Origin of the sequence: Streptomyces sp. NPDC044984 (genome assembly GCF_040646935.1) — a bacterium.
In the GTDB taxonomy this organism is placed as follows: Bacteria; Actinomycetota; Actinomycetes; order Streptomycetales; family Streptomycetaceae; genus Streptomyces.
The window spans coordinates 37,536-62,177 of record NZ_JBEZBE010000035.1; the positions used below are offsets into that span (position 1 = coordinate 37,536).

A 24,642-nucleotide genomic window follows, 5' to 3' on the forward strand; every position below is an offset into this window, starting at 1 on the left:
ACGGCCCCCCGCGTCGTCCTCCGCTTGACAGTGCCCGCACCGTCCCCGCACCATCGGCTCCGTGAACCTGTCAGACAGCCAGACAGGTGGTGCGGGTCCGCGGCGCGTCAGCGCGATGGAAGCGGTGCTCTCCCACCTCCGCGGCGCCATCGAGCGCGGCGAGTACGCGATCGGCGACAAGCTGCCCTCCGAGGCCGAGCTGTGCCGTGCCCTCGAGGTCTCCCGGCCCGTGCTGCGCGAGGCGCTGCGGGCCCTGCAGACCATGGGCCTGACCGTGTCCAGGACCGGCAAGGGCACCTTCGTCGTCGCCGACGCCGTGGAGGACCCCACCTTCGGCGACTACGCGGCCAGTGACCTCCTCGAGGTGCGCCGGCACATCGAGATCCCGGTCGCCGGGTACGCCGCCCGGCGCCGCACCCCGGAGAACCTGGACCGGCTGGCCCGTCTGCTGGACCGGATGGAACGGGAGACCGACACCATGGCGTGGGTCGCCATGGACACCCTCTTCCACCTCACCGTGGCCGAGGCCGCCCAGAACCCGGTGTTCCGCCGGGTCATCGAGGAGATCCGGGACGCGCTGGCCCGCCAGTCCGCCTTCCTCAACGAACTCGGCGGCCGCCGCGAACAGTCCGACCGCGAGCACCGGGTGATCGTCGAGGCACTGGCCGACGGCTCCGAGCGCGACGCGGTCGACGCCATGACCCACCACCTCGACCGCGTCGAGACGACCCTCACCGACATCGTGCGCTCCGCGCGCACGCCGGCCCACGACTCCCACCAGGCAGTGTGATGTACAGCAGTCTCCCCGCGGACGCACCCCTGATCCGCGAGCCCCTCCACGTCCCCGTCGCCCACCTGATCCGCGGCGGGGTCGTCGAAGGCGTCCACTACGGCTCCGTCGTCGTCCTCGGTCCCGACGGCGAGGTCGACTTCCAGCTCGGCGACATCGAGGCCGCCTGCTATCCGCGCTCCGCGCTCAAGCCCGTCCAGGCGGTGGCGATGGTCCGCGCGGGGCTCCCGCTCGACGGCGAGCTGCTGTCGCTCGCCGCGGCCAGCCACTCCGGCGAGGAACGCCACCTCGCCGGCGCCCGGCGCGTCCTCGAGCTCGCCGGGCTGACGGAGGACGACCTGCGCAACGTCCCCGACCTGCCGTTCGACCCGGTCGTCCGGGACACCTGGGTGCGCGAGGGCCGCCCGCCGTCCCGGCTCGCCCAGAACTGCTCCGGCAAGCACGCCGCCATGCTGTACACGGCCAGGCTGAACGGCTGGTCCCTCGACGACTACCTCGACCCCGCCCACCCCCTCCAGCAGGCGATCGCCGAGATCGTCGAGGACCTCACCGGCCAGCGCGTCGCCACGGTCACCGTCGACGGCTGCGGTGCGCCGTTGTTCGCGGTCTCCCTGCACGGCCTCGCCCGCGCCGCCGCGCGGATCACCACCGCCGCGTCCGGCACCCCGGAGGCGCGCGTCGCCGACGCGATGCGGGAGCACGCGGAGATGGCCTCCGGGTCCGGCCGGGACGTGGCCGCGTTGATGCGGGCGGTTCCCGGGCTGCTCGCCAAGGACGGGTTCGAGGGCGTGCAGGTCGCCGCGCTGCCGGACGGGCGCGCCGTCGCCGTGAAGATCGCCGACGGGGCGGGGCGGGCGCGGGTTCCGGTGGCCGCGGCGGGGCTCGCTCACGCCGGTGTGGATCCGTCGTTGCTCGCGGAGTTCGGGGGAGAGGCGCTGCTCGGGGGCGGGCGGCCGGTGGGGGAGGTGCGGCCGGTTCCCGCGCTGGATCCGGCGGCGGCACCGGCCATGACGTGACCCGCGCGGTTCCCCGCGCCCCTTCGGGGGCGCTCTCGTCACTGTTGATCCGTCGGTACCGGACCCCATCGGAGGCGTAGGTACAGGGACACCGCCGCGGCGCCCAGGAGGGCGGCGCCGGCGATGGTCCAGGGGGCGGGGTGGGCCGGGGCGTCGTCCCTCCGGGCCGCCGGGACGGGAGCGGACTCCGGCTGCGGGCCGCGCAGCGGGGCGGGCCGCAGGGCGTCCAGGGAGCCCACCGGGTTCACCCGCCCGGCTGCCTCGAAGCCCCAGTCCAGCAGCGCGCGGGCCTCCTCGTACACCGCGTGGCCGCCGCCCGACCGGGGGTTCATGACCGTCACCACGAGGGTGTGACCGTCCCGGCGCGCGGCCGCCACGAGGGTGTTGCCGGCGTTGCTGGTGTAGCCGTTCTTGACGCCGATCAGACCTTCGTAGGGTTCGACGCCGTCCGCGCCGGTGAGCAGCCGGTTGGTGTTCACGATGCCGTACGAGCCGCCGTCGCGGGCCGGGAACAGCGCCTCGTGCCGGGCGCAGTACCGTGCGAACTCGTCGTTGCGCAGCCCGGCCCGGCCGAACACCGCCAGGTCGTACGCCGACGACACCTGGCCGGGCGCGTCGTAGCCGTCGGGCGACGTCACCCGGGTGTCACGGGCGCCCAGGGCGCGGGCCTTGGCCTGCATCCGCTCGGCCGTGGCCCGCCAGCCGCCGCTGAGCGCGGCCAGGACCCGCACGGCGTCGTTGCCGGAGCTGAGGAAGACCCCGTTCCACAGGTCGGACACCCGGTACGTACGGTCCTCGACCACCCCGACGAGGCTGCTGCCGGGGCCGACGCCCGCCAGCTCCTCCGCGCTGACCCGGTGCCGGATACCGGACGGCAGGGCCGGCAGCACGGTGAGCGCGAACAGCGTCTTGAGCGTGCTGGCCGGCGGCAGCCGGCGGTGCGCGTCGTGCGCGGCCAGGACGTCGCCGGTGCGGGCGTCGGCCACCAGCCACGACAGGGCGGACGGATCCGGGACCTCGGGTGCGCCCGGGCGCGGGCGGACGTGTGTGCCGGGCCGGTACAGCAGTGACGCGGCCGCGGCCGTCGCCCGCGGTCCGGGATCCACGCCGGCGATCGCCGCGGCGGGCCCCGCCGCCGGCAGGCTCGCCGTGCAGAGCACACAGATCGACACGGCACCCCGCGAAGTAAATCCGATAGTCATACCGCAAACGTAGGAATGGACTCCCCGGAACACCGCGCTGCCCCGGCCGGGGACCGCCCGCGAGCACCCGGATGCCACACGCCGGCGCGGTGTCAGCCGCCCGGCAGGGTCGGCTGGACGCGCCGCAGGAACGTCGCGTTGTCGGGGGTCTCACGCATCCGGCCCAGCAGTGTCTCCAGATCGGCCAGCCCGTCCCGCGACCGCAGCACGCGCCGCAGACCCCGTGCGGCGGTCAACTCGGCCGGGGTGAGCAGCAGTTCCTCGCGCCGGGTGCCCGATCCTGTGATGTCCACGGCGGGGAACAGCCGGCGCGCGGCGGCCTCACGGCTCAGCCGGAGCTCCATGTTGCCGGTGCTCTTGAGCTCCTCGAACCAGAACTCGTCGGCCCGGGAGCCGGTCTCCACCAGGGCGGAGGCGAGCATCGTGAGCGAGCCGCCCTCCTCGGTCTGACGGGCGGCGCCGAAGAACCGCTTGGGCCCGAGCAGCGCGGCGGCGTCGACGCCGCCGCTGAGGGTGCGGCCACCGGACGCGGCCGCGTTGTTGTACGCCCGGCACAGCCGGGTCAGCGAGTCGAGCAGCACGACGACGTCCTCGCCCGCCTCGACGAGCCGCTTGGCCCGTTCGGCGACCAGCTCGGCGAGCGCGATGTGCTCCTTGGCGGGCCGGTCGAAGGTCGAGGCGTACACCTCGCCGCGCACCGAGCGCCGCATGTCGGTGACCTCCTCGGGGCGTTCGTCGAGCAGCACCACCATCAGCCGGCACTCGGGGTGGTTGCCGGCGACGGCCGCCGCGAGCTGTTGGAGGAGGACGGTCTTGCCGGTCTTGGGCGGCGCCACGAGCAGCCCGCGCTGCCCCTTGCCGACCGGTGCGAGCAGATCGACGACCCGCCCGGCCGGTCCGGACGCCGGATGCTCCAGGCGCAGCCGCCGGTGCGGGTGAAGCGGCGTCAGATCGCCGAAGTGCCGCCGGGCGTGCGGCGCGTCGGGTGCACGGCCGTCGACGCGGGTGACCTCGGTCAGGGCACGCCGGTCGCCGCACAAGCCCTCGACGAGGTCGCCCCTGCGCAGGCCGTGGCGGCGCAGCAACGCGGGGGAGACGGGCGGGTCGGAGGGGGAGGGCAGGCAGTTCTCGGCGCGCAGACGCCCCTTCCCGGCCGCGTCGATGTCGAGGACGCCGGTGACGAGCCGGGGCTGCTGCCGTACGGGAGGGTGGTCGAGTGTGGTGGTGGTCATGGGGGCCGGTCCTTTCGCGGACGACGGACAGGAACGTGCGGTGGGAAGGAGGAGACCGCGCGGGAGGGCGGACACGCGCCTCCGGACGGCGGAGAGCAGCACCCGGTCACGGCGGGAAGAGACCCTGCCGACGAGGTGGTGCGGGAAAGCCGTGCGCCGGTCGGTCACGACGGGCGGTTGCGGCGAACCGAGGAGAATACGTGGAAGAAATGGCACCGACGCCGAAGAAGGGCGTTTCACGGGCGCTGTCAGCAGCGTACCACCCGGTGCCGGTGGCGGCTACGGGAGCGCGGTCCCGTACGGACGAAGGGCCCGCCGGTGACGACCGGCGGGCCCGTGTGCCGAAGTCCTGCTCCGAGGCGGGTTCAGGCCGGGTTCTTCTGGGCCCGCGCCTCGCCCGCGATCCGTTCGAACCGTGCCCCCATCGCCGCCGCGAGCGCCTGCGCACCCGACAACGGCCGGACCATCACGGTCAGTTCGTCGATGCGTCCGTCGTCGTCGACGTGGATGAAGTCGCATCCCTCGATCCGGCGGTCGCCCACCCGCGCGGTGAACACGAGCGCGTGGTCGCGTCCGGCCGCGTCGTCGATCTCGCGCACGTACCGGAAATCCTCGAAGACCTCCACGACCGCGCGCAGGATCGCCCCGGTGACCGCCTTGCCGGTGTACGGCTTGAACACGACCGGGCTGGTGAAGACGACGTCCTCGGCCAGCAGTGCCACGGCGGCGTCGAGGTCGTGGGCCTCCACCGCCTTCCGGAACGCTTGCATCGCGACTCCCTTACTCAACTTGTTGAATAGGTGCGGATGAGGATAATCACTCGCTGTTAACGTGTCCACATGTCCCTGAAGTACGCCGTCCTGGCCGCCCTCCTGGAGGGCGAGGCCTCGGGTTACGAGCTGTCCAAGATCTTCGACGTCTCGTTCGCCAACTTCTGGGCCTGCACCCCCCAGCAGCTCTACCGGGAGCTCGAGCGGCTGGCGGGGGACGGGCTCGTCGAGGCCCGGGTGGTACGGCAGGAACGGCGCCCGGACAAGCGGATGTTCACCCTCACCGAAGCCGGCCGCGGCGACCTGCGCGCCTTCGCCGCCGAGCCGCCCCGACGGCCCACCGCCATCCGCGACGAACTCCTGATCAAGATTCAGGCCATGGATGGCGCGGACCCCGCGGCGACGGCCGCGCTGCTCGAGGAACGGATGGCGTGGGCGCGCGGCAAGCTCGCCCACTACGCCCGCGTGCGCGAACGCCTGCTGGACGGCCGCTCAGAGGAGGAGTACCTGAGCGAGGCCGACCGGGTCGGGCCGTACCTCACCCTCCTGGGCGGAATCGCCTTCGAGGAGGAGAACCTGCGCTGGTGCGAGCGGACGCTGACCGTGGTGCGCCACCGCGCTCGACTACGCTGACCGGATGTTCAGCCCCGAAGGCCCCCGCCTGCGTGAACTCGTCGTCCAGGCGCTGTCGTCCGTCGAGCGCGGATACGACCTCCTCGCGCCGAAGTTCGACCACACCCCCTTCCGCACGCCCGACTCGGTGCTCGACGCCACCGCCTCGGCACTGCGGCGGACGGGACCCTTCGACGCCGGCCTCGACCTGTGCTGCGGCACCGGCGCGGGCGTGGAGGTGCTGGGCCAGGTGTGCCGGAAGAGCGTCACGGGCGTGGACTTCAGCGCCGGCATGCTGTCCGTCGCGCGGGAGCGCGTCCGGCCGCCTGGGCCGCCGGTCGGCTGGGTGCGGGCGGACGCGCGGGCACTGCCGTTCGGGCCGGTGTTCGACCTCGTGGTCAGCTTCGGCGCGTTCGGGCACTTCCTGCCCCGTGAACTGCCGGGGTTGTTCGCCCAGGTCCGCTCGGTGCTGCGGCCGGGCGGGCGCTTCGTCTTCCCCGTGGTCGCGCCGCCCCGGCCGGGCTCCCTCACCTACGGGACGCTGCTGGGGTTCGACGCCGTGATGCGGGTGCGCAACGCCGTCTGGCGCCCGCCGTTCGTCATGTACTACCGCACCTTCCGCTTCGGCGACATGCGGCGCGAACTGGTCCGCGCGGGATTCCGGGTGGAGTTCTGGGCGCTGCCCGAGTTCGGACGGCGCCGGGACGGCAGCCCGAAGGTCCGGCTGGTCGTCGCCGCGCGGGCGGACGCCTAACGGGCGGACGGCACCGTGAACTCGTAGACCAGGGCGTCCTCCTGGGCGTCCATGACGAGTTCGGTGATCTCCAGCGGGCGGGCGTACTGGTCCCGCACCCGCCGGGTGACCCGCACCGACGGCGTCCCCGCAACCGGCGTGATGGTGTCGCGGTGGTGCAGGGACAGACCCGCCCGGCGCATCCAGTCGTAGGCCCGCCACAGCTCCGCCGCGCCGGTGCCGTCGGCCCGGTCGCGGTAGCGCCCCAGTTCCTCGACCTCCGCGAGCGCCACGGCGGAAAACGATGTCACCGCCGTCCGCAGGTCCCGTCCGCCGGCCGACGCGGACCAGTAGCGGTGCACCAGCGTGGGCCGGGCTGGGGCCACTCCGAGCTCCTCGGCGTGGCCGGGCGGCGGAGCCTCCCAGGCGACGGTGGCCCTGGCCACCGCGTCCCGGCCGGCGCACCGCGCGCCGAGCGGGAAGCCGGACGAGGCCGGCGTCTCCACCGGCAGGCCGGGCAGCGTGGCGTGGCTGCCCCGCCGGTCGGTGGCGACCAGTCCGTCACGGCGCAGCACCTCCAGCGCCTGCCGTACGGTCTCCCTGCTGACCTCGAAGTGCTCGGCCAACCGCCGTTCGCCGGGGAGGCGTTCGCCGGGCGGAATCGTTCCGTCCCGCAGTTCGCCGAGCAACTCCGTCGCGATCCTCCGGTAGAGGGGCTCCCCTTCGGTGGGTGAGGGGTCCTGCGGGGTGGTGCGGGCCATGCCGCGCCTCCTGGTGATGACGGTCCGTAGCCGTGCGGGCTCGTTGCGCCACCACATCTACCATTGGTATACACCACCAGGGAAGAGCGGTCCGGCGGTTCGGCCGGAACCGTACGGTCCCCTCAGATGTAGGAGCGCATCCAGCGCAGCTTGGCCGCCTCCTGGAACGCGCCGCCGCCCTCGTGGTCGTTGAAGTCGTACACCTCGATCGCCTTGTCGTCGTGCGCCCAGGCGTTGAAGGCCCCGAACACCGTCGAGGGCGGGCAGGTCTGGTCCTCCAGGGCCGCCGAGAACAGGGCGGGCGCGCCGGCGCGGGCGGCGAAGTGCACGCCGTCGAAGTAGGACAGCGTGCGCAGGACGTCCTCGAAGCGGCCGCGGTGCGTCTTGAGGTAGGAGCCGATCTCCCGGTACGGCTGCCGGTCGGTGAGCGTCGTCGCGCGCGGGAAGTCGCACAGGAACGGCACGTCCGGCGCGACGCCGGCCAGGTCCGGGACCAGTCCGCCCACCGCGATGGCGATGCCCCCGCCCTGGCTGCCGCCCACGGCGACCGTGCGGCTCGCGTCGGTCAGCGGGTGCGACCGCGCCGCCTCCACCGCCCGTACGGCGTCCGTGAACACCCGGCGGTAGTAGTAGTTCTCGGGCGCGTCGATGCCGCGCGTCATGAAACCGGGATACGCCGGAGCGCCGCCCACCGGGTCCGCCGTACCGCCGCCGGCGCCCCAGGCGCTGCCCTGGCCCCGGGTGTCCATCACGAAGTGGGCCCGGCCCGTGGACGCCCACAGCAGGTGCTCGTGCGGCAGCCCGCGGCCACCGCCGTAGCCGATGAACTCCACCACCAGCGGCAGCGGGGCGTCCGCGTCGGCGGGCAGCGTCAGCCAGCCCTTGACGGGGTGGCCGCCGAACCCGGCGAACGTCACGTCGAAGACCCGCACCGTGGACAGTCCCGTGTCGACCGGCTCGAAACGGGCGTCCAGGTCGTACGCGCGTGCCTCCTCGAGCGTCTTGGACCAGAACGCGTCGAAATCCTCGGGCGCGGTGGACGCGCTGCGGTACGCGCGCAGTTCGTCGAGGGGGAGGTCGAACAGGGCCATCAGGGACCGCCTTCGTGAAGAGACAGTGCGAAGCGATGACACCGTACGTGGATCATTGGCGCCATCGCCAGAGGTTCCGGGGAAAGTCCCAGGTGGTGGGCGTGGAAAGCGATTGCTTTCGGGGTGTCCGCAGGAGGCGGCCGACGGGCGGCGGACGTCGGTTCAGACGCCGCGGTGCGTCCACTCCGGGCCGGTGCGGGCCCAGGCCCGTTCCCACTCCGCCAGCCTGCGGCGCATCGTCGCCCCGCGCACCGCCCGGTGCGCGAGCAGCACCACGGCCGCGGTGCCTCCCGCGGCGCCGGTCCCCATGCCGATGCCGTACTGCCACACCGAGGCGTCGTCGACCGGGGGCGGCACGTTGCGCCCACGGGAGTCGAACCACACGTGCACCACGTCGCCGGGGCGCGCGTTCGCCGGGACGCGGGCGACGGCGGTGCGCGGCCCCTCGCCCGGCTCCGTCCAGCGCACGTCCGCACGGAACACATGCCGACCGCCGGCCTGGGCCGCGGTCCGCACCCGCGTGGACCGCTCCACGACCTCGGCGCGCACACGGTGGCGGTCGGCGCGCTGCTCCTCGGCGGCCGCCCGCGCCTCACCGTACGCCCACCGGGCGGCGAGCGCCCCCACCAGCGGTGCCGCCACACACAGCAGCACGGCGACGGCCAGCGCCGTCCACTCCTCGACGACGTCCGAGCGGCGGCACAGCGGACTGCGCCGGCGCCGGTACAGCACCCGCGTTCGCATCTCGGACCTCCCTGCCGTCACCACGGCCGGGGGACAGGGACGGGGCCGTACGCGGCGGCGGCCCCCGGCGTCCCTCCGCGGCACGCGGCACCCACGGAACAGCCCCGGCCGGGTGCCCGGCCGGGGCTGTGCGAAACGGCGGGTGCCCCGACGGGGGCGTCCCGGTCAGCCGAAGCGCTCGATCCGGATCCGCTCCACGGGCTGGCCGGCCGCCACGAGCAGCCTGGAGGCGTGCTCGGCAAAGGAGTTGGATCCGCACACATAGGCTTCCCACCCACTGGGAGGCTGCTTGGCCAGGAGCGGCGCCACATGTGCGGCCGTCATACGTCCCACGGGCACACCTTCCGGGGCGCTGCGCGTGAACACCCGAGTCGTCTCCGCGCCGAACTCCCGCGCGTAGATCAGCTCCTCGGGGCTGCGGGCCGACACCAGCAGGCGCAGCGGCAGTCTCATGTCCCGGGCCCGGTGGTGCCGCACCATCGACATCAGCGGGACCACTCCGGAGCCGGCGCCCACCAGCAGCGCGGGCCGGTCGCCCGGCCAGGCGAAGAAGCCGCTGAGCGGGCCGCGCACCTCGACCCGGTCACCGGGGCGGGCCACCGTGTGGAACCAGCCCGAGACCTCGCCGCCCTCGACGTGGTCCAGGGTCAGCTCGATGTGCCCGGAGTCGTCCGGTGCCGACGCGATCGAGTAGTGGCGCTGGGCCGCATAGCCGTCCTCGGCGGTCAGCCGCAGCAGCAGATGCTGACCGGGCACGTGCCCCGGCCAGCCGGGCACGGCGAACCGGAAGGTCGTCGCCCGCGGGGTCTCGTGGCGGATCCCGGTCAGGGTCGCCGTCCGCCACACGGACGCGGTCTGCTCGCTCACGCCGATCCGCCCGGGCACCGCGAACCGCGTCGGCGGAGCGAAGCGCTCCGGCGCGGCCGGCGACGTCCGTGCCGTCTGTGTCACCTGTGCCGTCTGTGTCATCGGTGTCGTCCGCTCAGTCACCGGAGTACCGCTGCTCCTCCCAGGGATTGCCGCGCGCGTGGTAGCCGTTGCCCTCCCAGAAACCCGGCTCGTCGTGGTCGAGGAGCCGCAGCCCCGCGATCCACTTGGCGCTCTTCCAGAAGTACAGGTGCGGCACGATCAGCCGCGCCGGGCCGCCGTGCTCGGGAGGCAGCGGCCGGCCGTCGTACTCCCAGGCGATCCAGGCCCGGCCGCCGGTCACATCCGCGAGCGGCAGGCTGGTGGTGTAACCGGTGTGCGCATACGCGACCACATGTGTGGCCGACTCATGGGGCCGGACCACATGCAGAAACGCGTCCAGCGAGACGCCGCCGAACCGCACCCCGAACTTCGACCAGCTCGTCACACAGTGGATGGCCCCTTCGTACGCCGAGGCCGGCAGCGCGTGCGCCTGCTCCCAGTCCCAGGTGCGGGGCTCCGCCACCAGCCCGTCGATCCGGAAGGTCCAGTCGGCGGGCGCGAGGTCGGGTGTGACCTCGGCGGACAGGACGGGCCATTCGTCGCCCGCGTCGTACTGACCCGGCGGCAGTCCGGGGTTGTGCACGCGAGGGCGGCCGGTGAAGCCTCGGGTGATGTTCACGTGATCGGCGATTCCGTTGCGACTGGTGCTCAAGTGTTTCCGTGTTCAACCGTACGCGGTGTCCGCGACCGACGCGGTGCCAGGCCGGTCACGGCCCCGCGGGCCGGTCCGCCCGGGAGCCGGACCACGCGGTGCGGCGCTCCGGCCACCCGGCGGCTCACCGTCGGCCCGCCCGGTGCGCGGCCGCCGCTCGTACCCGGCTGCCCGGGCGGCGTGTGCGACACCCGGCCGCCCGAGCGGCCTGCACGACACCGGTGCCGGCCCGGGACGCGTACGTCCGGCCGACGCGCGGGCACGGCGGGCGAAGACCGCCCTCCCGTCCCGGCCGGCCCCGCACCCCCGGCCGCCGCCACCCGCGCACCCCCCTCTCCGCGGTCCCGGGTTACCGAAGCACCGTACAGCGGCAGTGATCGTCGGGTACTGTGACCGTCCGGCTGCGGACCGTCCCGGCCTGAGATCGCCGAGGAGGTGAGACCCATCACCGCTGTGTCAGGTCGGGTGCTCTCACCTCGAAGCGACGCGGACCACCGGCAGTAGGTGACCGCGAGAGCGCCCTTCGGCTCCCGAAAGGCTCAGGCTCTTGCCGCACATGCCGTCCCCGTCACCCTCTCCCTCCGCCGTCCCGCCGTCCCCGTCCCGTGACGCCGTCGTGGCCGCGCTCCGCGCCGCCGGTTGCGTCTTCGCCGAGGACGAGGCCGAGTTGATCCTCTCCGCCGCGCCCACCCCCCAGGACGTCGCCCCGATGGTCGAGCGCCGGGCGGCCGGAACGCCCCTCGAACTCGTCGTCGGCTGGGCCGAGTTCCACGGCCGGCGCATCACCGTGGAACCCGGTGTCTTCGTGCCCCGCCGCCGCACCGAGTTCCTCGTCGAACAGGCGCTCGCCCAGGCGCCGGACGCGTCCGTCGTCGTGGACCTGTGCTGCGGCTCCGGCGCCGTCGGCGCGGCCCTGGCCGCCGGACTCGGCGCGGTCGAGCTGCACGCCGCCGACATCGACCCGGCCGCCGTGCGCTGCGCCCGCCGCAATGTCGCCGGGTTCGGCGGACGGGTCCACACCGGCGACCTGTTCGCGGCGCTCCCCGGCGACCTGCGGGGCCGCGTCGGCATCCTCGCGGCCAATGTGCCGTACGTGCCCAGCGACGAGATCGGCCTGCTGCCCCCGGAGGCCCGCGACCACGAGCCGCCGGCCGCGCTCGACGGCGGCGCGGACGGCCTCGACGTGCTGCGCAGGGTCGCCGCCGGGGCGCCCGGGTGGCTCGTGCCGGGCGGCTGCCTCCTGGTGGAGACCAGCAGCCGGCAGGCCCCCGCCGCCGTCGGCGCCTTCACCGCCGCCGGCCTGCGGACCCGCCTGGCCGTCTGCGACGAGCGGTACGCCCATGTCGTGATCGGCGTGCGGCCGTAGGACCGGTCAGGGGGCCGGGGCCGTCGCGCGGGCGATGAGCAGGGCCACGTCGTCGGCGTTGTCGGGTTCGTGCAGCGTGCGCAGGAGCAGGTCGCAGACCTCCTCCAGGGAGTCGCCGGGGTGGTCCAGCAGGGCCAGCAGCCGGTCCAGGCGTTCGTCCAGCGGATGCCGGCGCGTCTCGACGAGACCGTCGGTGTAGAGCACCAGCCGGTCGCCCGGTTCCAGCTCGACGGTGGTCGTGGAGAAGGCGACCCCGCCCACTCCCAGCGGTACCCCGGTGGGCAGGTCGAGCAGTTCGGGGGCGTGGCCCGCCCGCACCCGGACCGGCGGCAGGTGCCCGGCGTTGGCGATCGTGCACCGCCGCTCGCGGGGATCGTGGACGACGTAGACACAGGTCGCGATCGCCTGGTCCAGGCCGCCGGTGATCCGGTCCAGGTGCTCCAGGAGGACGGCCGGATCGAGGTCGAGGGAGGCGAGGGTGTGGGTCGCCGTGCGCAGCCGGCCCATGGTGGCCGCCGCGGGGATGCCGCTGCCCATCACGTCCCCCACGACGAGGGCCGTCTTGCCGTCCTCCAGCGGGATCACGTCGAACCAGTCGCCGCCGACCTCGCTGGTGGCGCCCGCCGGCTGGTAGCGGGAGGCGACCTCGAGGCCCCCCGTCACGGGCGGATGGCTCGGCAGCAGACTGCGCTGCAGGGTGAGGGCGGTGTCGCGGGCGTTCTGGTACCAGCGGGCGTTGTCGATCTGCACGGCCGCGCGGGAGGCCAGCTCCCGCGCGAGCAGCAGGTCGTCCTCGTCGAACGGACGGGGACTGCGCGTACGGATGAGGTCGAGGGCGCCCAGCACCTCCCCGCGCGCGATCAGCGGCACGGCCAGGTACGAGTGGACACCCGCCCGCGCCAGCTGCGCGGCCGCCTCCGGGGAGCGAGCGATCCGCGCCAGGTCCTCGTCCTTCACCTGCGGCACCATCACCGGCAGTCCGGTGCGCACGCACTCGGTGATCAGCCGGTCCGGCGCGTACCGGGTCACGCGGCCCGGCGGGTCGGCCGCCGCCAGGACCTCGGCCGCGTCCACCGCGCGCACCGCCAGCGCCCGGATCACCGCGGGCTCGGCGGGGCCGAGGGTGCTGCGGCGGCCCCGCACCACCGCGTCCAGCAGGTCCACCGCCGCCGCGTCGGCCAGCTCCGGCACGGCCACGTCGGCGAGCTCACCGGCCGTGCGGTCCAGCTCCAGGGTGGTGCCGATCCGGGCGGTGGCGTCGGCGATCACGGCGAGCCGCCGCCGCGCGGTCTCGGCCTCGGCGTTCGCCCGGTACCGCTCGGTGACGTCCACCACCGACACGGCCACGCCCAGCACCGTGCCGAGCGCGTTCTCCAGGCGGTACAGCGAGACCGCCCAGGTGTGGTCCTCGTCCGGATCGGCCGGGGTCCGGCCGGTCGTGGCCCGGTCGACGACGGGCCGGCCGGTCTCCAGGACCCGGCGCGCGGCGGTCTCGAACACCTCGGTGTCCACCAGCGGCAGCACTTCCCGGACCGTGCGGCCCAGGTGCTCCTCGGCCGGCACGCCGTTGATCTGCTCCAGCGCCGGGTTCACCGAGACGTAGCGCAGATCGGTGTCCAGCACGGCCAGCCCGATGGGGGACTGGGCGACGATCCGGGTGGACAGGGCCACGTCCCGCTCCAGCCGGCGCACGGTCGACCGGTCGACCGCCAGACCGAGGGCGTACACGTTCCCCCGGTCGTCCAGCAGCCGCATGTTGCGGAACTCCACCAACCGGGTGCCGCCGTCCTTGCGCCGGATCGGGAAGGCCCCGGCCCAGCTCCGGCCGGTGCGCATGACGTCGGCGAAGAGCTTCACCACGAGGTCCAGATGCTGCTCGTGCACCATGATCCGGGCGGCGTACCGGCCCAGGGCCTCCCGCGCCTCGTACCCGAACAGCTCCTCGGCCTGGGGGCTCCACAGCACGATCCGCCCCTCGGTGTCCAGGACCACCGAGGCCACCCGCAGCACGTCGAGCAGCCCGCTGGGACGCACCGGCCCGCGCACCGGCCCGTCGCCGTCGGCCGGGGGTGACCCCGCTGTACTCATCGCACGCCCCGCCTTCACCTGATTCCCACGGCACGTCTTCACCGTGCCGACACCCCTTGTTCTACCGCGTGCGGGGCCGATTCTCCGCCGCTCCTGCCGTCCGGTTCCAGCTTCCCCCACCATCGGGGCGGGCGCCCCGCGAAGTCGGCACCGCGGCGGCGGCGCGGGTAGTGCTCTTCGGCGGGTGGTGCTTTGCTGAGTGGGGGGCGGGGACGGCGTGGCCACGAGAGGAGCGATCACGATGGGCAGCGAGCGACCGCACCCGGAATCCGTCTCGGTCGAGATCAGCGGATGCAGCAAGGACGACGCCCGGATCGTGTTCGACACGCTGTGCGCGTGCTTCGCGTCCGACCGGTGCTCCGACGACGTGCCGGAGGAGTTCTCCGAGACCCGCCCGACGGTCTGGCTCGGCACCTTCGACGTCGCCGACGCCCGCGAGGGCGCCCGGCCCGGGGCCCGGCTGACCGCGTCGGTCGACGCCGACGCGCACGGCGGCTACTGGGCGATCGACCGGTTCCGCACCACCCTGGGCTCCCTGTTCACGGTGCACGACCTGAGCACGGTCCCCGGCGACCAGGAGGAGGAGCTGCACGTACGCCTCGAAAACCGGTGACGCTCCCGGCCCCGTGTGCCCTCCGTCTCTTATGCAACTAGTTGCATAAGGCGGTGCGCGTGCCTTACAACTACAGGCACGACACCGCGCACGGAGGGCCCGATGAGCCGTTACCCCCACCTGCTGACCCCCCTCGACCTGGGCTTCACCACCCTGCCCAACCGGGTCCTCATGGGCTCCATGCACGTGGGCCTGGAGGAGGCCGAGGGCGGCTTCTCCCGCATGGCCGAGTTCTACGCCGCCCGCGCCCGCGGCGGGGTCGGCCTCATCGTCACCGGCGGCATCGCCCCCAACGACGAGGGGCGGCCCTACGAGGGCGGTGCGAAGCTCACCACCGAGGCCGAGGCGCGGCAGCACCAGGCCGTCACCGACGCGGTGCACCGCGAGGGCGGGCGCATCGCGATGCAGATCCTGCACTTCGGCCGGTACGCCTACCACCGGGACCTGGTCGCCCCCAGCCCCGTGCAGGCGCCGATCAGCCCCTTCCCGCCCCGCGAGCTCACCGACGCCGAGGTCGAGCGCACCATCGACGACTACGCCCGCGCCGCCCGCCTCGCCCGGCGGGCCGGCTACGACGGCGTCGAGATCATGGGCTCCGAGGGCTACCTGATCAACGAGTTCACCGCCACGCAGACCAACCACCGCACCGACCGCTGGGGCGGCTCCTACGAGAACCGCATGCGCTTCCCCGTCGAGATCGTCCGCCGGGTGCGCGAGGCGGTCGGCGAGGACTTCATCGTCGTCTACCGGCTCTCCATGCTCGACCTGGTGCCCGGCGGCTCCACCCTGGACGAGGTGATCACTCTGGCCAGGGCCGTCGAGGAGGCCGGCGCCACGATCATCAACACCGGCATCGGCTGGCACGAGGCCCGCATCCCCACCATCGCCACCTCCGTGCCGCGCGGCGCCTACACCTGGGTCACCAAGCGCCTCATGGGCGAGGTGTCGGTGCCGCTGGTCACCACCAACCGCATCAACACCCCCGAACTCGCCGAGCAGTTGCTCGCCGAGGGCTGCGCGGACATGGTGTCCATGGCCCGCCCGATGCTCGCCGACCCCGACTTCGTCGCCAAGGCCGCGGACGGCAGGCCCGAGGCGATCAACACCTGCATCGGCTGCAACCAGGCCTGCCTCGACCACACCTTCAGCGGGCAGATCACCTCCTGCCTGGTCAACCCGCGCGCCTGCCACGAGACCGAGCTGGTGCTCTCCCCGACCCGCCGCCGCAAGCGCGTCGCCGTCGTCGGCGCCGGCCCGGCCGGCCTCGCCTGCGCGGTGAGCGCCGCCGAACGCGGCCACGACGTCACCCTGTTCGACGCCGCGAGCGAGATCGGCGGCCAGCTCAACGTGGCCCGCAAGGTCCCCGGCAAGCAGGAGTTCGACGAGACCCTGCGCTACTTCCGCACCCGCCTCGCCGAACTGGCCGTCGACGTACGCCTGGACACGCGCGTCACCGCCGACGCCGTGGCCGGCCACGACGAGGTCGTCGTCGCCACCGGCGTCACCCCCCGCGTCCCCGACATCCCCGGCATCGACCACAGAAGCGTCCTCGGCTACCTCGACGTCCTCCGCGACGGCGCTCCCGTCGGCGACCGGGTCGCGGTCCTCGGCGCGGGCGGCATCGGCTTCGACGTCGCCGAGTTCCTCACCGACGGCGGCGACAAGGCGCACGAGAACCCCGAGACGTACTTCCGCCAGTGGGGCGTCGACCTCGACTACCGCGCCCCCGGCGGCCTCGCCGCACCCGAGCGCACCGCCCCGCCGCGCACCGTCCACCTGCTGCAGCGCAAGACGTCCAAGGTCGGCGCCGGCCTCGGCAAGACCACCGGCTGGATCCACCGCACCGAACTCAGGCACCGCGGCGTCACCATGGTCGCGGGCGTGCGCTACGACCGGATCGACGACGCCGGACTGCACATCACCGTCGACGGCGAGAGCACCGTCCTGGAGGTCGACACCGTCGTCCTGTGCACCGGTCAGGAGCCGCGCCGCGACCTCTACGAGGAACTGGTCGCCGCCGGACGCGCCGTCCACCTGATCGGCGGCGCCGACGTGGCCGCCGAACTGGACGCCAAGCGCGCCATCAAGCAGGGCACCGAGCTGGCGGCGGCGCTGTAGCGGGCGCGCGGCCCGTCCCTAGGATGAGCCCATGTCACTCCCGCACGCGATCCTCACCGCCCTGCTCGAGAAGCCGTCGTCGGGGCTGGAGCTGACCCGCCGGTTCGACAAGTCGATCGGCTACTTCTGGTCCGCCACGCACCAGCAGATCTATCGCGAGCTGGGGAAACTGGAGGCCGAGGGCCTGATCAGGGCCCTGGCCTCCGAACAGCCGGCCAGGGGACAGAAGAAGGCGTACGAGGTGCTGCCGGCGGGGCAGGAGGAGCTGGCCCGCTGGACCGCCGCGTCCCAGGACCCCAAGCCGCTCCGCGACGCGATGCTGCTGCGGCTGAGGGCGGCGGCCGTGGTCGGCACCGAGGGCCTGGAGGCCGATCTGCGGCGCCACCGGGAGCTGCACGAAGGGCAGTTGGAGAAGTACCGGGAGATCGAGCAGCGCGACTTCCCGCCCGGCAAGGACGGACCGGAGGACCGGCTGCGGCATCTGGTGCTGCGGGCCGGCATCGACCTGGAGACCTTCTGGACCCAGTGGCTCGACCACGCGCTGGCGGAGTTCGCCCGGCTGCCGGACGCCGGCGCACCCGAGGGTCCGGGCGCGCGGGAGGCGTGACACCGCGCCGGGTCGACGCCGGCCGCCCGCCCGGAGCGCGTCGGACGTGACGGCGGCCGGCGCCGGGCCTAGAAGTGGCGCGGGGTGCTGCGGCGGCGCAGGTACCAGGCCGTGGCGGCGATCCCCGTGCCGACCAGTGCGCCGCCCGCCACCAGCGTGACCGTGCCATAGTCCGTCGAGCCGCCGCCGACGCCGCCCATCACCCCGCGGGACGGCGAGGCCGTGGGCGACACCGACGGGCTGGGAGCCGTGGAGACGACGACGGACTGCGTGCCCGCGGTGTCGCCGTTCGAGCACACCACGATCACCGTGTACGTGCCCGGACCGACGTTGGACCAGGCGGCGGACTGTCCCGAACCGCTCCCCGACAGCGCCACCTGACGGCCCTGCGAGAAGCTCGTCTGGCCGCTGCTGAGCAGCGAGGCGGTGCCCCAGTGGCCGTTGACCTGGGTGCACGCACCGGTGCTCACCGAGACCGTCGAGCCGGTGGTGCTGACGGAGATCCCGGCCGCGGCGGCCGGCCCGGCCAGGCCCAGCGCGAGTGCGGCGGCAGCCGCGGCCGGGCCGGAGCGGAGCAGTGGCTTCGAGTTGCGCATGTCGGCTGCTTTCCGGCGGCACGGCCGGCGGTACATCCCTTGCGCCGCCGAGGTCGGGGAGCGCCCGTGCTGCCACGAGGCAAGCCAACGGGCCGCCGGACCGGCGCGCACTCCGGCGGCATCCGGGCAGGTGACGGCTTCCTCCGGGCGGCCGACCCCGGGGGCCGGGTCAGCGCCCGGCGCCCGTCGTCACCGTGCGCTCGGCCGAGAAGCCGCCCCAGGTCCCGTCCGGCAGCATCGCCCGGATCCGCACCCGGTGGGTGATCCCGGCCTCCCGGCCGGCGTAGAAGCGGTACGTCGCCCGGTCGCGCGGTGCGTCACCGCCGTAGACGAGGGAGGTGGCGACACGGCCGTCCAGGCGCACCTCGTACTCGGTGACCACCCCGTCGACGCGCGGCGGCACCCAGTGCAGGACGATGTGGTACGCGCCGTCGGACCGCTCACTCGTGGCCCGGAAACCGGTGGGGGCGCCGGCCGGGCCGTCCGCGCTGCCCGCGGTGGTGAGGCGGACGGTGGCGCCGGCCGGGGAGAGGTTGTCGGCCGCGTCCCGGGCCCGGACGGTGAAGGAGTAACGGGTGCCCGGCCGCAGCGCCGTCACCACGGTGGCCGTCTGGTTCCCGCCCACACTGTGGATCTTCGTCCCGCCCTGATAGATGTTGTACGACACCACACCCCGGTCGTCCTCCGAGGCGGACCACGACAACTGGGCCGCCCGGCTGCCGGCGGTCCGGCCGCGAAGCTCCGCCGGACGGGTGGGGGCGGTGTCGTCGGCCGTGGCCGCCCCGGGTGTCGTCGCCCGGACCTCCCGGCTGCGCGGCCCGAGCCGTCCGTCCGCGTCCCGGGCCCGCACCGTGAACACATACGTCGTCGCGGGCCGGAGCCTGGTGACGTCCACCATGTGCTCGGCACCGGGCACTTCTTTCACCTTTGTGGTGCCCCGGTACACCTCGTAGTGGCTCACCTCGGCGTCGGCGGCGGCGACCGCGTTCCACATGACGTGCACGCTGGTGGCACTGCCCGCCTCGGCCGTGACACCGGTCGGTGCTCCGGGCGGCCGTTCACCACCACCGCCGTCGTCGTGCGCTCCTCCCCATCGGCAGGAGGTGAGCAGCAGGAGGGCCCCGCCGAGTGCGAGAAGGCGACGCGGGGACACGGCTGGGGGAACGCCACGCACGACTCTGCCTCCCGGAGCGGCACAGGGGAACGCTCGGACAATGGTCCGTACCAATATGGCCAGGCTGACGCGGTCACATCAAGAGGGTGGGGGCGGGGAAGTGTCCGCGCGCATTACGTATGCTGAAGTCCGAACGGCTCGAACCGCCCTCCGGGAGAAGGGGGTTCGGGTCCGTGGCGCGGACCGCTGTCGTCGCAGATCCCGCGCCGGCGCGGGTGGCCGGACGGCCCGGGTCGACCGGACCCGGGCCCCGGCCCCTTGTCGTGGTCACTGGTGCGATCGTGCACCGTCCGGCCCTGTCGGGGCCGCCGCTCCGCCATATCGGGGCGAAATGGTGCAAAGTGCCCGTGAGTGTGCGCCCGTGACCCCGACGAGAGGCCCCCTTGATCGTGTCCCGTGTCCAGTCGCTCACCCTGGCCATGGCCGGTGTCGCCCTGCTGGCCCCCTCGGCTCCCCCCACCACCGTGCCCCAGCCCCGTACCGAACCGGCCGTACGGCGCACGGTCCCGGTGCCCGCCGCCGATGTGCCGGCCGAGGCGCCCACCGGACCGGCCGTACGGAGTACGCCCTCCGTCCCCGCCGCCGATGTGCCGGTCGAGGCGCCCACCGGACCGGCCGAGGCGCCCACCGGACCGGCCGTACGGCGCACGGCCCCCGTCTCCGCCGCCGACCTGCTGGCCAAGGTGCGCACCTGCGCCCCCGTCTCCCAGGGCCGATACCGCGAGGACCACGGCGCCAAGGCCACCGTCCCGGTGTGCGGCACCCGTGACGCCGTGTTCTGGAAGGCGGACATGGACATCGACTGCGACGGCCGCCCCGGCCCCCGCTGCAACGCCCGCACCGACCCGTACTTCCTCGCGTCCACGGCCTTCGCCCAGTCCGACGGCCGTCCGCTGAGCTCCGAGGAGACCCCCTACGTGGTGGTGCCCGCGCCCAGCGCCGTGTGGAACCACCGGTCCCACGGCGTGCGCGGCGGATCGGTGGCGGCGGTGGTGTACCGCGACCGCGTGCGGTACGCGGTCGTCGGCGACACCGGCCCCGCCGACATCATCGGCGAGGCGTCCTACGCCGCGGCCGAGTCGCTCGGCATCGACCCCGACCCGCGCGCCGGCGGCACACCCTCCGGCGTCACCTACATCGTGTTCCGGGACAGCCGGGTGACCCCCATCGAGGACCACACGGCCGCGGTGACGGCAGGGGAGCGGCTGGCCCGGCGGTTCGTGGACGCCGACGGCTGAACCGGCCGGGTGACACCACCGCCCTCCTCACACCTTCCGGTACGCGTACGCCTCGACGGCCGCCGCCTCCACCGCCGCCAGGTCCGCCCCCGTGGAGGCCGTGACCACCGCGGCCACCGCGCCCTCCACGAACGGCGCGTCCACCAGCCTGGTCCGCTCGGGGAGTTCGTCGCCTTTGGCGAGCAGCGCCTTCACGGTGAGCACCGCACTGCCCAGGTCGGTCAGCACGGCCACCCCCGCCCCGCGGTCGACGGACGCGGCCGCCGCGGCGATCAGTTCGGCGCTCGTGCCGAGCCCGCCGCCCTCGGTGCCGCCCGCCGGTGCGACGGGAACCGCCCCGCCGGCGCCCGCCAGCCCCTTCGCCAGCTCCGCCACCGACGCGGCCACCGCCGCGCTGTGCGACACCAGCACGATCCCCACCAGCTTCTCGTCACTCACCGCCGGCCTCCGCGTCCGCCCCGGCCGTCACGAGCCCGGCGATCAGCAGCGCCGCCGACGTGGCCCCCGGATCCTGGTGCCCGATGCTGCGCTCACCCAGATAACTGGCCCTGCCCTTGCGCGCCCGCAGCGGCGTCGTCGCCACGGCACCCGCCTCGGCGGCGTCGCGCGCGGCGGCGAAGGAGTCACCGAGGGCGTCCACCGCGGGCACCAGCGCGTCGATCATCGTCTTGTCGCCCGGTGCGGCACCGCCGAGCTGCCGCACCGCGTCCACCCCGGCGCGCAGCGCCTCGGCCAGCTGCCGCCCGTCCACCTCGGCGGCGTCGCCGAGCGCCTTGCCGGTGCGGCGCAGCAGCGTCCCGTACAGCGGACCGGACGCGCCGCCCACCGTCGAGATGAGCAGCCGCCCGGCCTGGATCAGCACCGCCCCGGGAGTGGCGGGCGGCTCCTTGTCCAGCGCGTCCCTCACCGCCCGGAACCCGCGCTGGAGGTTGCTGCCGTGATCGGCGTCCCCGATCGGCGAGTCGAGCGCGGTGAGCCGCGCCGCCTCGCGGTCCACGGAGGCGGCGGCGGCCGTCATCCAGCGGCGGAAGAAATCGGCGTCGAGCACGGGAACTCCTCGTGTGGTCATGGTCCCAGCGTCCCTCACATGCCCCAGCGCAGCCCCGGGGTCCGCACCGGCGCGTCCCACAGCCGCAGCAGCTCCTCGTCGATCTGGCACAGGGTGACCGAGGCGCCCGCCATGTCGAGGGAGGTGACGTAGTTGCCGACCAGGACCCGGGCCACCGGGACCCCGCGTTCGCCGAGCACCCGCTGCACCTCGGCGTTGAACCCGTACAGCTCCAGCAGCGGGGTGGCGCCCATGCCGTTGACCAGGACCAGGACGGGGTTGCGCGGCGTGAGGTCCTCCAGGATCGCGTCGAGGGCGACCTCGGCGATCTCGGCGGACGTCATCATCGGCCGCCGTTCCCGGCCGGGCTCGCCGTGGATGCCGATGCCCAGCTCCAGCTCCCCGGAGGGCAGATCGAAGGTGGGGGAGCCCTTGGCCGGCGTGGTGCAGGCGCTCAGCGCCACACCGAAGCTGCGGGAGTTCTCGTTCACCTGCCGGGCGACGGCCTCCACCCGCTCCAGCGGCCGGCCCTCGTCCGCCGCCGCGCCCGCGATCTTCTCCACGAACAGGGTCGCGCCCGTGCCCCGCCGGCCGGCCGTGTACAGGCTGTCGGTCACCGCCACGTCATCGTCGACCAGCACCTTCGCGACCTGGATGCCCTCGTCCTCGGCCAGTTCGGCGGCCATGTCGAAGTTGAGCACGTCGCCGGTGTAGTTCTTCACGATGAACAGCACCCCGGCCCCGCTGTCCACGGCCGCCGCGGCGCGCACCATCTGATCGGGCACCGGTGAGGTGAACACCTCACCGGGACAGGCCGCCGACAGCATCCCCGGTCCCACGAACCCGCCGTGCAGCGGTTCGTGCCCCGACCCCCCGCCGGACACCAGGCCCACCTTCCCGGCCACGGGCGCGTCCTTGCGTACGATCACCCGGTTCTCCACGTCCACCGCCAGCTCGGGATGAGCCGCGGCCATCCCCCGCAACGCGTCCGCGACCACGCGCTCCGGGACGTTGATGAGCATCTTCATGGGTATCTCCTACTTTGGTGACGGCTCGTCAGTTCTGCTGCGTGCTCGGTCGGGACTCGGGTGGAGTGCCGCTGTCGGCAGTATCGGCCTTGCGGCAGCGAAGGTCACGCGCGAAGGCGGCCGTGGGCGTGCCCCGGTCGGGTGCGGGGCGTGTCCGGTTGGGCCTGGACGCCGGCGTCCGGAGCGGAACGCGCATCGTCCGCACGTGGTGAGGCGGGACACTTCAGCCGCTGATCTCGCCGGGGGTGATCTTCCGTGTGGCTGCGGTGAGACCGAACGCGTCGGCCGGGAGGGGGCGGAAGGCCGCGGATCAGCTCGGCGCGTCGGCGCCTGAACGTCATCCCCGGGCGCCCTGGCTGCTTGTGGTGCGCGCCTGACACGTCGTTGAACTGCGGGGGACGAACACCGTTGCGGCGGGAGGCGGCTCGAGGGCCCGGGATTCCGGGCCGCCGACCGGCTGCTCGGCCGATCACGGCTCCAGGGCGTTCCGGAGCCACGCGGGCGAGGGGTCGGGGGTGAGGGGTGGTCTCGTTCGTGCGGATGTCGGGTGCGGAGAAGACGCCGGCGCGGTGCAAGGCCGCGCGATCGGGACGGCGGACGAGCGGCACCGCGTCCCAGGCCTGCCCGTCCTCGAGCGGGTCGAGCAGGGCGACGGGGCCACCGGGATCCTCGCACACCGTCCGGGCGGTTCGTCCTCGGTGCGGTCGGCGCCGGCCTGCCGTGCTCATGGAGAGCCGTGCGAACGGTCCTGGGGAGGGCAGTGAGGCCCGCAGCGGACCTCATCCACCGCCAGGCGCCGGTGACGGGGGTACGGCGCGGGGGCCTCGGCCGGTCGGCGGAGACGGGAGGCGAGCGTCCGGCTGTCAGCCCAGTGAGGTGATCAGGTCGTTGCAGGCCCGCTCGCAGCGCCGGCACGCCTCGGCGCAGACGCGGCAGTGGTCGTGCCGGTCGGCGTGGCGCGCGCACCCGTCGCCGCAGGCCTTGCAGACGGTGGCGCACGCCTGGAGGACCGCCCGGGTGATGTCGGCTCGTAGCCGGTGCGGCGGGAGAGCACCGAGGCGGTGGCGTTGCAGATGTCCGCGCAGTCGGCGTTGGTGCGGATGCACTTGGTCAGCTCGTTGACCGTGTCCTCCGACATGCAGGCGTCCGCGCACGCGGTGCACGCCTGGGCGCAGGCGACGCATTCCTCGATGCAGTGGGCGAGCTTGTCACGGTCGACGTCGCCCAGGTCGGCGGGGTAGGTGTCGAGCACGTCCTTGACGGCGGTGGTCATGGATGCCTCCGGCGTGGTGTTGTCGTCAGGGGGCGGCGGTGGCCGCGCTGTACGCGCAGCACAGGGCGGAGTGCTCGAACACGGCACGCCTGCGCCGGAACCGGCTGAGCACGACGGCACGAGGTGTCCGTGGCCGACGGGTTCCACGCGTCAGCCCGCATCTTCGGCAGCACGGCCCGCGGGCAGCGGTGCGCGGATCCCCGAGGGCGGTGCCCCGGCCGCGTTCCGCGTCGGTCTCCCTCGGTTCCGGAGGGAACGAGCGCGCCACCGAGCACCTCCGGCACGGCGGCGACCTCGCGCACGGCCGCGTTCTCGTCCGCCCCGGCCCGGACGCCGATCCCTCCGGTGGACTTGGCCGGAATGGAAGGGAACGGTTCCGTGGGCGGCCGGGAGGCCGTACGGGCGGCGAGCCGGGACGGCCCCCGTCCGGCCGGTGAGATCAGCGCGGTCAGTGTCGCCCGTTCGGCCGGTCCCCGGTGGTGCGGCGGCTCCCGGTCAGCCCCGCGACTCCCAGGGCGGCCCAGCTCAGGGCGCTGACGGCGGCCCCCGTACGGCGGACCCGGCCGGGAAGGGCGGCGCCGAACAGAACGGCGTCACCCACGTCGGAGGCGATGCGCACGGCGGTCACCGTGGCCAGAGCCGGGCCCTCGGGAGCGACGAGCATCGCCAGACCGGCGGCGGCGTCCCGCCACGCCATGGGGCGTATCGCCAGGGCGTTGCGCGGATCGACACGGTCGTGCGGATCGACCAGCCCCAAGGGACGGATCAACAGGCCCGGCCGGCGTACGGCGGCGACCCCGTACGTGCACGTCGCCGCTCCGAGTGCTCTGAGCAGTCCGGTGCGCACGGCCGTCACCTCCGCAAGCCGATGACCCAGGTGTTCCGTTCCACGGCCGGGTACCCGATCCGGCACACCGCTCC

Annotated in this window: 24 protein-coding genes and 1 pseudogene; 9 read left to right on the top strand and 16 right to left on the bottom strand. The window is 74.1% G+C overall.

The window, feature by feature from the left end:
* The first annotated feature begins 115 nt into the window (after positions 1-115).
* Together AB0A94_RS30705 and AB0A94_RS30710 are read left to right on the top strand one after the other, a co-directional pair.
* Complete coding sequence (locus AB0A94_RS30705) at positions 116-790, top strand: FadR/GntR family transcriptional regulator (protein ID WP_361749265.1); 675 nt, start codon at positions 116-118, stop codon at positions 788-790.
* Positions 790-1,806 carry an asparaginase gene (locus tag AB0A94_RS30710; RefSeq protein ID WP_361749212.1) on the top strand — a complete coding sequence of 339 codons (1,017 nt, stop codon included), beginning with the start codon at positions 790-792 and terminating at the stop codon, positions 1,804-1,806. The genes AB0A94_RS30705 and AB0A94_RS30710 overlap by 1 nt, the downstream gene beginning before the upstream one ends.
* A 38-nt stretch (positions 1,807-1,844) precedes the next feature.
* On the opposite strand, the gene AB0A94_RS30715 is transcribed toward AB0A94_RS30710, so the two are convergent.
* The 3 genes from AB0A94_RS30715 to AB0A94_RS30725 all read right to left on the bottom strand — a co-directional run bounded on the left by AB0A94_RS30715 (position 1,845) and on the right by AB0A94_RS30725 (position 5,010).
* Positions 1,845-3,008, bottom strand: coding sequence for a serine hydrolase (locus AB0A94_RS30715; RefSeq protein WP_361749213.1), 1,164 nt, complete (start codon positions 3,006-3,008; stop codon positions 1,845-1,847).
* 92 nt (positions 3,009-3,100) lie between these two features.
* A complete protein-coding gene (gene rho, locus AB0A94_RS30720) occupies positions 3,101-4,240 on the bottom strand; it encodes a transcription termination factor Rho (protein ID WP_361749214.1) in 1,140 nt (379 codons plus the stop codon).
* 365 nt (positions 4,241-4,605) lie between these two features.
* The gene (locus AB0A94_RS30725) at positions 4,606-5,010 is read right to left on the bottom strand and encodes a nuclear transport factor 2 family protein (RefSeq protein ID WP_361749215.1); all 405 of its coding nucleotides are present in this window, start codon (positions 5,008-5,010) and stop codon (positions 4,606-4,608) included.
* A 69-nt stretch (positions 5,011-5,079) separates the two neighbouring features.
* On the opposite strand from AB0A94_RS30725, the gene AB0A94_RS30730 reads away from it, so the two are divergent.
* Together AB0A94_RS30730 and AB0A94_RS30735 are read left to right on the top strand one after the other, a co-directional pair.
* Positions 5,080-5,643 carry a PadR family transcriptional regulator gene (locus AB0A94_RS30730; RefSeq protein ID WP_361749217.1) on the top strand — a complete coding sequence of 188 codons (564 nt, stop codon included), beginning with the start codon at positions 5,080-5,082 and terminating at the stop codon, positions 5,641-5,643.
* A gap of 4 nt (positions 5,644-5,647) precedes the next feature.
* Positions 5,648-6,376, top strand: a complete 729-nt coding sequence (locus AB0A94_RS30735; RefSeq protein ID WP_361749218.1) for a class I SAM-dependent methyltransferase — start codon at positions 5,648-5,650, stop codon at positions 6,374-6,376.
* On the opposite strand, the gene AB0A94_RS30740 is transcribed toward AB0A94_RS30735, so the two are convergent.
* From AB0A94_RS30740 to AB0A94_RS30760, 5 genes are all read right to left on the bottom strand, one after another.
* The gene (locus tag AB0A94_RS30740; RefSeq protein ID WP_361749219.1) at positions 6,373-7,116 is read right to left on the bottom strand and encodes a GntR family transcriptional regulator; all 744 of its coding nucleotides are present in this window, start codon (positions 7,114-7,116) and stop codon (positions 6,373-6,375) included. The genes AB0A94_RS30735 and AB0A94_RS30740 overlap by 4 nt on opposite strands.
* A 122-nt stretch (positions 7,117-7,238) precedes the next feature.
* The gene (locus AB0A94_RS30745) at positions 7,239-8,207 is read right to left on the bottom strand and encodes an acetylxylan esterase (RefSeq protein WP_361749221.1); all 969 of its coding nucleotides are present in this window, start codon (positions 8,205-8,207) and stop codon (positions 7,239-7,241) included.
* 162 nt (positions 8,208-8,369) lie between these two features.
* The gene (locus AB0A94_RS30750) at positions 8,370-8,951 is read right to left on the bottom strand and encodes a hypothetical protein (RefSeq protein ID WP_361749222.1); all 582 of its coding nucleotides are present in this window, start codon (positions 8,949-8,951) and stop codon (positions 8,370-8,372) included.
* Between the two features lie 165 nt (positions 8,952-9,116).
* The gene (locus AB0A94_RS30755; protein WP_361749224.1) at positions 9,117-9,920 is read right to left on the bottom strand and encodes a ferredoxin reductase; all 804 of its coding nucleotides are present in this window, start codon (positions 9,918-9,920) and stop codon (positions 9,117-9,119) included.
* 13 nt (positions 9,921-9,933) lie between these two features.
* On the bottom strand, positions 9,934-10,539 hold the full coding sequence (locus tag AB0A94_RS30760) for a sulfite oxidase-like oxidoreductase (RefSeq protein ID WP_361749226.1): 606 nt from the start codon (positions 10,537-10,539) through the stop codon (positions 9,934-9,936).
* 589 nt (positions 10,540-11,128) lie between these two features.
* Here AB0A94_RS30760 and AB0A94_RS30765 point away from each other — a divergent pair.
* Positions 11,129-11,938, top strand: coding sequence for a putative protein N(5)-glutamine methyltransferase (locus AB0A94_RS30765; RefSeq protein WP_361749227.1), 810 nt, complete (start codon positions 11,129-11,131; stop codon positions 11,936-11,938).
* Positions 11,939-11,944: 6 nt separating this feature from the next.
* Here the strand turns inward: AB0A94_RS30765 and AB0A94_RS30770 are convergent, their stop codons facing one another.
* A complete protein-coding gene (locus tag AB0A94_RS30770) occupies positions 11,945-14,026 on the bottom strand; it encodes a SpoIIE family protein phosphatase (RefSeq protein ID WP_361749229.1) in 2,082 nt (693 codons plus the stop codon).
* 241 nt (positions 14,027-14,267) lie between these two features.
* Here AB0A94_RS30770 and AB0A94_RS30775 point away from each other — a divergent pair, with 241 nt between their 5' ends.
* From AB0A94_RS30775 to AB0A94_RS30785, 3 genes are all read left to right on the top strand, one after another.
* Positions 14,268-14,639, top strand: coding sequence for a hypothetical protein (locus AB0A94_RS30775; RefSeq protein WP_361749230.1), 372 nt, complete (start codon positions 14,268-14,270; stop codon positions 14,637-14,639).
* Positions 14,640-14,741: 102 nt separating this feature from the next.
* On the top strand, positions 14,742-16,757 hold the full coding sequence (locus AB0A94_RS30780; RefSeq protein ID WP_361749231.1) for an NADPH-dependent 2,4-dienoyl-CoA reductase: 2,016 nt from the start codon (positions 14,742-14,744) through the stop codon (positions 16,755-16,757).
* A gap of 31 nt (positions 16,758-16,788) precedes the next feature.
* Positions 16,789-17,364 carry a PadR family transcriptional regulator gene (locus AB0A94_RS30785; protein WP_361749232.1) on the top strand — a complete coding sequence of 192 codons (576 nt, stop codon included), beginning with the start codon at positions 16,789-16,791 and terminating at the stop codon, positions 17,362-17,364.
* Between the two features lie 68 nt (positions 17,365-17,432).
* Here AB0A94_RS30785 and AB0A94_RS30790 read toward each other — a convergent pair whose 3' ends face one another.
* Together AB0A94_RS30790 and AB0A94_RS30795 are read right to left on the bottom strand one after the other, a co-directional pair.
* A complete protein-coding gene (locus tag AB0A94_RS30790; protein ID WP_361749233.1) occupies positions 17,433-17,960 on the bottom strand; it encodes a hypothetical protein in 528 nt (175 codons plus the stop codon).
* Between the two features lie 169 nt (positions 17,961-18,129).
* Positions 18,130-19,113, bottom strand: coding sequence for a fibronectin type III domain-containing protein (locus AB0A94_RS30795; RefSeq protein ID WP_361749234.1), 984 nt, complete (start codon positions 19,111-19,113; stop codon positions 18,130-18,132).
* 404 nt (positions 19,114-19,517) lie between these two features.
* On the opposite strand from AB0A94_RS30795, the gene AB0A94_RS30800 reads away from it, so the two are divergent.
* Positions 19,518-20,372 (top strand): glycoside hydrolase family 75 protein, encoded by an 855-nt coding sequence (locus AB0A94_RS30800; RefSeq protein WP_361749235.1) that lies wholly within the window; start codon positions 19,518-19,520, stop codon positions 20,370-20,372.
* 27 nt (positions 20,373-20,399) lie between these two features.
* On the opposite strand, the gene AB0A94_RS30805 is transcribed toward AB0A94_RS30800, so the two are convergent.
* The 5 genes and pseudogenes from AB0A94_RS30805 to AB0A94_RS30825 all read right to left on the bottom strand — a co-directional run bounded on the left by AB0A94_RS30805 (position 20,400) and on the right by AB0A94_RS30825 (position 24,577).
* The gene (locus tag AB0A94_RS30805) at positions 20,400-20,810 is read right to left on the bottom strand and encodes a PTS fructose transporter subunit IIA (RefSeq protein WP_361749237.1); all 411 of its coding nucleotides are present in this window, start codon (positions 20,808-20,810) and stop codon (positions 20,400-20,402) included.
* On the bottom strand, positions 20,803-21,420 hold the full coding sequence (gene dhaL / locus AB0A94_RS30810; RefSeq protein ID WP_361749266.1) for a dihydroxyacetone kinase subunit DhaL: 618 nt from the start codon (positions 21,418-21,420) through the stop codon (positions 20,803-20,805). The genes AB0A94_RS30805 and dhaL overlap by 8 nt, the downstream gene beginning before the upstream one ends.
* A 35-nt stretch (positions 21,421-21,455) precedes the next feature.
* On the bottom strand, positions 21,456-22,448 hold the full coding sequence (dhaK, locus tag AB0A94_RS30815) for a dihydroxyacetone kinase subunit DhaK (protein ID WP_361749238.1): 993 nt from the start codon (positions 22,446-22,448) through the stop codon (positions 21,456-21,458).
* A gap of 863 nt (positions 22,449-23,311) precedes the next feature.
* Positions 23,312-23,721, bottom strand: a pseudogene (locus AB0A94_RS30820) (four-helix bundle copper-binding protein).
* A gap of 448 nt (positions 23,722-24,169) precedes the next feature.
* On the bottom strand, positions 24,170-24,577 hold the full coding sequence (locus AB0A94_RS30825; RefSeq protein WP_361749239.1) for a hypothetical protein: 408 nt from the start codon (positions 24,575-24,577) through the stop codon (positions 24,170-24,172).
* Between the last annotated feature and the right edge of the window lie 65 nt (positions 24,578-24,642).